Source organism: Microcoleus sp. (assembly GCF_049646505.1).
Classification (GTDB): domain Bacteria; phylum Cyanobacteriota; class Cyanobacteriia; order Cyanobacteriales; family Microcoleaceae; genus Microcoleus.
Genome location: NZ_JBARVX010000492.1, coordinates 1 through 7,000, shown reverse-complemented (window position 1 = coordinate 7,000; position 7,000 = coordinate 1). Strand labels below are relative to the sequence as shown.

General features: G+C 47.0%; 3 protein-coding genes. 2 read left to right on the top strand and 1 reads right to left on the bottom strand.

Going from position 1 to position 7,000, the window contains the following annotated elements; translation table 11 throughout:
- Positions 1–329: 329 nt before the first annotated feature.
- Entirely contained in the window at positions 330–3,092 is a 2,763-nt protein-coding gene (locus WBA89_RS23630; RefSeq protein ID WP_424409862.1) for a hypothetical protein, read from the top strand.
- Here the strand turns inward: WBA89_RS23630 and WBA89_RS23625 are convergent.
- Positions 3,070–3,441, bottom strand: a complete 372-nt coding sequence (locus WBA89_RS23625) for a hypothetical protein (protein WP_424409861.1) — start codon at positions 3,439–3,441, stop codon at positions 3,070–3,072. The genes WBA89_RS23630 and WBA89_RS23625 overlap by 23 nt on opposite strands.
- A 633-nt stretch (positions 3,442–4,074) precedes the next feature.
- Here WBA89_RS23625 and WBA89_RS23620 point away from each other — a divergent pair.
- Positions 4,075–6,885 carry a PAS domain S-box protein gene (locus WBA89_RS23620; RefSeq protein WP_424409859.1) on the top strand — a complete coding sequence of 937 codons (2,811 nt, stop codon included), beginning with the start codon at positions 4,075–4,077 and terminating at the stop codon, positions 6,883–6,885.
- Positions 6,886–7,000: the final 115 nt, after the last annotated feature.

Below are 7,000 nucleotides of genomic sequence, written 5' to 3'. Positions count from 1 at the left end.
TAGACCTCTTGCCTCAGTCCTTTTAATCAAATTTTGGGACGATGCTCAAAGCCATCCCACAAGAAAAAAAGATTTTTGTGGGACGGGCTCTGGGGCCCGTCCTAATTATTTTTGCAAGAGGTCTATTAAACCATTTGACTGTGGGATTATCATAACAAAAAAGGTTCGCAGCGTGGAATGCGAGTCCGCTCACTTGTTACAGAATATCGATAGAGCCCTCAATCCCTAAATCTCAAATCTCAAATCTCAAATCTGATTGTGATGCGTCCAAGACTGGTATAGTCAAATTCAGATCGGAGAACGAGAATCAGCTCAAAAATAAATAGCTTATGTGGCATACAACAGGACTGTTGGGAGAAAACCCTATTCAGGGAAATATTGCGGGTGTTTCAGCCGAAATCCCAGACTTATTTGGCCGTAAGTTCGATCGGCTCAATCGGACGAACCAAATTGCAAACGGCGATACCAATGTTTTATTTGATACCAGCTATGACTTAACTCAAAAACCAGATTTGGCGGCCGCTGCGACGAATAGCGCGATCGACCTTCTCGACCCAATCACCTACTTTAGCATCCCGCCCTCAGAAAACAACAATCTCAAATTCGATCGTAGCAGTATAACATCCCAGAGCGATATCTACACTCAAATTCAGAGAGACGAACTGACAGGAATGGATTTTGCTGTTGGCGGTATCGGTAGCGAACCAGAACGCGCACAATCCCAAACTTCCCCCCAATTACCCGCAGAAAAATGGGCGTTCGATTTTAAAGATTATACCATCGACCACCAAGGCTTAAACACCCTCAACATCGAAGTTAATTACAACTTAAAACCGGGAATTACCCCAAACGAATATCCTGACTTTGTGCCGATTTACAAAAGTATTGATAACTTCCTAATTAACTACCCGAACGAAACCGATGCTTGGGAAAACCTTAACAAAAATCTGAGCCAAAAAGTGCTAGACGAAAATCCGGCACTAACAGATATTAGCATTCAACTCGAAGTTTTGCCAGCCGACAGATTGCCCTACAGTCGCTCTAGCACAGTTTTCCGAAATCGTTCCGGTCAAGTCAAAGAAAATGCTAATGTATCCTTAACAAACTACGCAATCGATCACCAAGGATCAAACAAACTCAATCTCGATGTTGATTACCAGTACAAACCGGAAATTGCTCCCAACAACTATCTTGATTTCGGGCCACTTTACCAAAGCATTGATAACTTTTTAACCAAGTATCCAAACGAAACAGATTTTTGGGAAGTTGTCAATAAAAAATTAACTCAAAATATCCTCAGTGAAAATCCGGCCCTAGCAGCAGTTAATGTCAATCTTAACATCTTGCCAAACCAAAACTTGCCCTACAACCGCACCAGCAAAGTTACTCGCACTCAAGCCAGCAATCCTCAAGGAACATTCCTAGTGGGCAATACCAGGGGAAATAATGTGCTGCGGTTTGACGGGAATAGCGGGAATTTTCTCGGAGAATTTATTCCAGCGGCGAAAAGCGTCGGTTTGTCCAATCCAGATACAGTTCTTTTTGGGCCAGATGGTAACGGCGACGGTAAGGCGGACATTTACATTGCTAGCGGCGACAAACCGGGAAATTCGGGAGAACCGACAGCATCTGCCGTACTGCGGTATGACGGAGTTACTGGCGAATATATTGACAGGTTTGTCGCCGATAATCCGAATACAGCAACTGATGAAACTGGCGGATTGTCTCGCCCTTACGGTTTAGCTTTTGGCCCTGACGGAAATTTTTATGTCAGCAGTTTTTTGACTGACCAAATTCTCCGATATAACGGCAAAACTGGACAGTTCATTGATGTATTTGCTGCGGGAAACCAGCAAGGGGGAGGATTGAACGGGCCGAACGGTTTACTGTTTGCTCCTGACGGCTATTTGTACGTGACAACGCAGGGGAGTGTTGCTCGCAACAATCAACCTGATTTTAGCGCAAATTTCCCCAGTCAGGTGCTGCGTTACAACCCACAAACCAGGCAGTCAAGTATCTTTGCTTCGCCCGATCCTTCGCCTCGGAGTCAGGGATTTGTGAGTCTTTTGGGAATGGCTATCGGGCCTGATGATGGCGACCTTTACGTGAGCGATTTTGCTAACGATATCAGGCGTTACAATTTAACCAGCGGGGAATTAATTAAGGTTTTACCTACGAATTATACTGATACTTCGCCCAGCAGCAATTATGTGGGTAGTTTGGCATTTTCGCCGATCGGCAATTTGTTTGCTGTGGGCTTTGACAACCGCGCCGATGCTAGCGGTGCGGGCGCTGTTTTGCGCTACAGCGGCAAGACTGGCGAACCGCTGCCAATATCGAGCAATACTTTGTTGAGTAACAATTCTATTTTTGTTTCTCCTGACAGCAAGTTAGAGCGTCCAGTGGGAATTGCTTTCTTTCCATCGGATGCTCAATTAGGTCAAAAGTGGAATTTTTCACTGGCAAATTACCCGATCGAACATCAAGGGTTAAACAACCTGAATATTGATGTAAATTACAAGTACAAAGACGGGATTCAAGATTATCAGTATCCTGATTTTGTACCGATTTATAATAGCATTGACAATCTTTTAGTTAACTACCCGAACGAAACAGATTTTTGGGAAATAGTCAACAAAAACCTGACGGAAAAAGTGCTGGCAGAAAATCCGACGATTGCGTCTGTGACGGTTAATTTGGATGTTTTGCCGACGGAAAAATTGCCTTACGAGCGCAGCAGCACTGTGACTCGGACAGCCGATGGCAAATTAGGAGAAGGCTGGGATTTCCAGATTCCTGATTATGCGATCGAACATCAGGGTTTGAACAATCTCAATATTGATGTCAAGTATCAGTACAAACCAGGAATTACCCAGGATGAGTATCCTGATTTTGTGCCGATTTACAAAGCCATTGACAGTTTCTTGACTAATTATCCCAATGAAACGGATTTCTGGGAAATTCTGAATAAGAGTTTGACGCAAAAGGTGCTGGCCGAAAATCCGGCTTTGGATTCGCTGCAAATTAATCTGGAGGTTTTGCCGACTAACCGATTGCCTTACGATCGAGCTAGTATTGTGTCGATCGCGTAACGTCTATAGCCTTTCTCAGGTTTCTAGAGGTACACTCCCTTAATGGGGAATTGGGAATTGGGAATGGGGAATTGGGAATGGGGAATGGGGAATAGGTAATTGCAGGATTGGTAATAGGTAATAGGTAATAGCAGGATTGGTAATTTGAGTGAGGGTTAGCTACCAGCGAGGAGATTTCTGCCCTCCGCTTCGTCCATTCCAATTCCCGATTCCCGATTCCCGATTCCCGATTCCCGATTCCCGATTCCCGAAGATTGTTATATAAATTGTCTGTTGCGATCGCAAACCCGGTTTTTGATTGAGAGTTCGCAACAATCCGTCTTGGGATAGATGCCTGTATTTCCTGCATTTGATAGAGTTTTCGGGTTACAAATAAAGTCAAAAACCCTGGTTTCTGCGTAAAGGTCGATCGCTCAGACAATTTAAGATTTAAGATTTAAGATTTGAGATTTGAGATTGGCAAACGATTTAATTTCCTTTCAATTGACCGTAATTCCGCCAGGGGCCCGAAAGCCAATATGTGCAATACAAACCAGAAATCTCGTCAACTGTCGCACATTTAAATTGTATATTTAGGGCGGGCGGGACACCGCATTCATTGTTCGATCGTTTTTGACAGACAATTTAAATACCGCAATAGCTTAAACCCCCGCCCAAGATATGGCGCGCGATCGACCGGACGCGATATTGCCGATCGCCCAAAGGTTTGGATTGCGGGCAAAGCAGTTAGATTTTTTTTTGAAACTGGTATCATAAAACTGTTATTTTAGCTGTAAACCTGATTTTTGTGCGTCGAGGAGGGGCAAAGATAATTGTTGAGATGAGAACTCCGGAGGAACCCGCAAAGTGGGGCAGAGGTTCCAAGATAAAGCAGAGCAATTTTTTATATTCTTTTTACAACCTCGATCGAAATTGAGTCAATAATAGAAGTATTCCAGGAATTTTGATTAAAAAATTAAGTAACAGATATTAAGGAGTTTTTGTGAAAACGCTAAATATCCTTTTATTAGAAGATAGCGATTTAGATGCGGAAATGGTTGAGGATTTTTTAGTTGACGGCGGACTCAAATTTTCTCTGCGGTGGGTAGAAACTCGCGAAGATTTTGTTGCAGCAGTGGAAAACCAGTGTTTCGATGTTATTTTGGCAGATTATATGGTGCCCGGTTTTAGCGGGACAGCAGCGCTGTCAATCGCCAGGGCTACTTGTCCGGGAGTGCCGTTTATTTTTGTTTCGGCCACTTTGGGCGAAGAAGTGGCGATCGAAACCTTGAAAAGCGGCGCTACAGATTACGTTCTCAAACGCAGTTTGACGCGCTTGGTGCCGTCGATCGATCGGGCGCTGCGGGAAGTTCGAGAGCGGCTAAACCGCAAAGCAGCTCAAGCGCAGCAGCAGGAAAGCGAAGCTCGATTTCGGATGATGGCAGATACCGCGCCAGTGATGATTTGGATGTCGGACGCGGACAACCTCGGCGATTACTTTAACAAAGTTTGGTTGGATTTTACCGATCGCACTTTGGCGCAAGAAATGGGCAGCGGTTGGATGGAAAGCTTGCACCCCGATGACTTGCCCAGATATCTGGATGTTTGCAACAGAGCTTTCGATGCCCGCAGGGAGTACCGGATCGAATGCCGCATGAGGCGCTGGGACGGGGAATACCGCTGGGTTTTGGGTACGGGCGTACCCCGGTACAGAGGCGATCGCACTTTTGCAGGTTACATCGGTTCTTGCATCGATATTAGCGATCGCAAACAGGCAGAACAAGAACGCGCTGTTGCTTTGTCCCGCGAACAAGCAGCTCGGAAGCAAGCAGAAGAAACAGCGAGAGCGCTGCAATCGGCAAACGATCGAATTACTAACATTCTCGAAAGCATTACAGACGCTTTTGTAGCCTTCGATTTAAACTGGAACTACACCTACGTCAACCAGAAAGCTCAAGACCTTTTAGGCAAATCACCAGCCGAACTGCTCGGTAAAAATATTAAGGAAATATTTCCTTGGGCTGTGGATTTACCCTCTTACAAAATTGTCGAAAAAAACTTAGCAAAAAAGGTGACAGTCGAGTATGAAGAATTCGTGCCGCTGTGGAATAAGTGGTTGAACGTGCGTTTTTATCCGGGCGATTCTGGTTGGTCGGCTTACATCCAAGATGTGAGCGATCGCAAGGAAGCAGAATTTGCGCTCAAAGCCAGTCAAGAAAAGCTGAGAATGTTGGCAGAATCTAACTTGATCGGAATTCTCTTCGGCGATGTTGACGGCGGCATCAGCGAGGCTAACGATGAATTTTTGCGGATGGTGGGCTACACGCGGGAACAGTTGCAGCGCGGGGAAGTCCGCTGGATAGACATGACACCGCCGGAGTTCATACCGCTGGACGAGAGCAGGATCGCAGAGGCAAGGGCAAAGGGCGTTTGCACTCCCTACGAAAAGGAATACGTGCGGCCCGACGGCAGCAGGATTTCAGTGCTGTTGGGGTATATTTTGTTGGGGGAAAATCGCCAAGAATCTGTGGCTTTTGTTCTCGATTTGACGGTTCGCAAAGAGTTGGAAAAAAAACTGCACGATCGAGCCGAGGAATTGGCGCGGTTAAACCGGATTAAAGACGAGTTTCTGGGAACTTTGTCCCACGAATTGCGAACGCCGCTGAATGCGATGCTGGGATGGACGCAACTGTTGCGCCACCGCAAGTTTGACGAAAAAACAACGGTTCGGGCTCTATCAACGATCGACCGCAATACCCGATCGCTCTCAACTCTGATCGAGGATTTGTTGGACGTGTCGGAGATTATTACCGGCCAACTGTCGCTGAATTTGCGGTGGGTGGATTTGATTTCGACGGTTGAGGCTGCGATCGAAACTCTCGCCCCCGCTATTGCGGCAAAAAATATTCAACTCGTGACGGATTTCGACGAAACTGCGGGGCGGATTTTTGGGGATTCGGGCCGCTTGCAGCAGGTGGCGTGGAATTTGCTGTCAAATGCGATTAAGTTTACTCCTGATGGGGGACAGGTGAGGGTGAGGCTGCAAAAAATGGAGATCGCTGGTGGACAAGCGCAATTAAGTGCGAGTAAAAATGTGTCGCATCCTAGCGTCGAAATTGAGGTCAGCGACACGGGAGAAGGAATTGCCGCAGAGTTTTTGCCCTATGTGTTCGATCGGTTCAGTCAAGCTGACAGTTCCGCAGCCCGAGCTTACAACGGATTGGGTTTGGGTTTGGCTCTAGTGCGCCATTTTGTAGAAATGCACGGGGGGACGGTGGAAGCGGAATCTGCAGGTTTGGGACAAGGAGCGAGGTTTTTGGTGAGATTGCCAATTCAACAGCAAAAGGGCGACGGCGGATTTTCAGCGATCGAGTTCGGGGAGTTGGCGGTTGCAGAAACTCCTGCCCTGGCAGCTTACAACGAGTCTTTTGTCAGCAGCAACCTTTCTGGAGTGCGGGTTTTGGCGATCGACCGCGACGGAGATGCCCTGGATTTTGCGCGTACAGTGCTCGAAGATTGCGGAGCTTTGGTGGAGACCGCTGCGTCGGGAAAGGAAGCCTTGGAGGCGATTTTAGGGCTGAATCCGAATGTTTTGGCGATCGATCTAGGGATGCAGGCGGAAGATGGAGAGACTCTGCTGCAGCAAGTGCGATCGCGATCGGGGAACAGGGAAATTCCAGCGGTGGCGCTGACGGCGACAGGTAAAGTACAAGAACGGGTGCGGGCGCTGCAGCAGGGTTTTCAACTTCACCTGTCCAAGCCGATCGATCCTGCTGAGTTGGTAGCGGTGGTAGCAAGTTTGGCTGGGCGATGACGAATTGTCGATCGCGCCAGTCGATTTGAGATTTGAAATTTTGCTCGTTACCAGGCTTTCTCGTTACCAGGCTCTGCCTGGTAATGCAGATCCAGAGGCTCTGCCTCTCTTTACC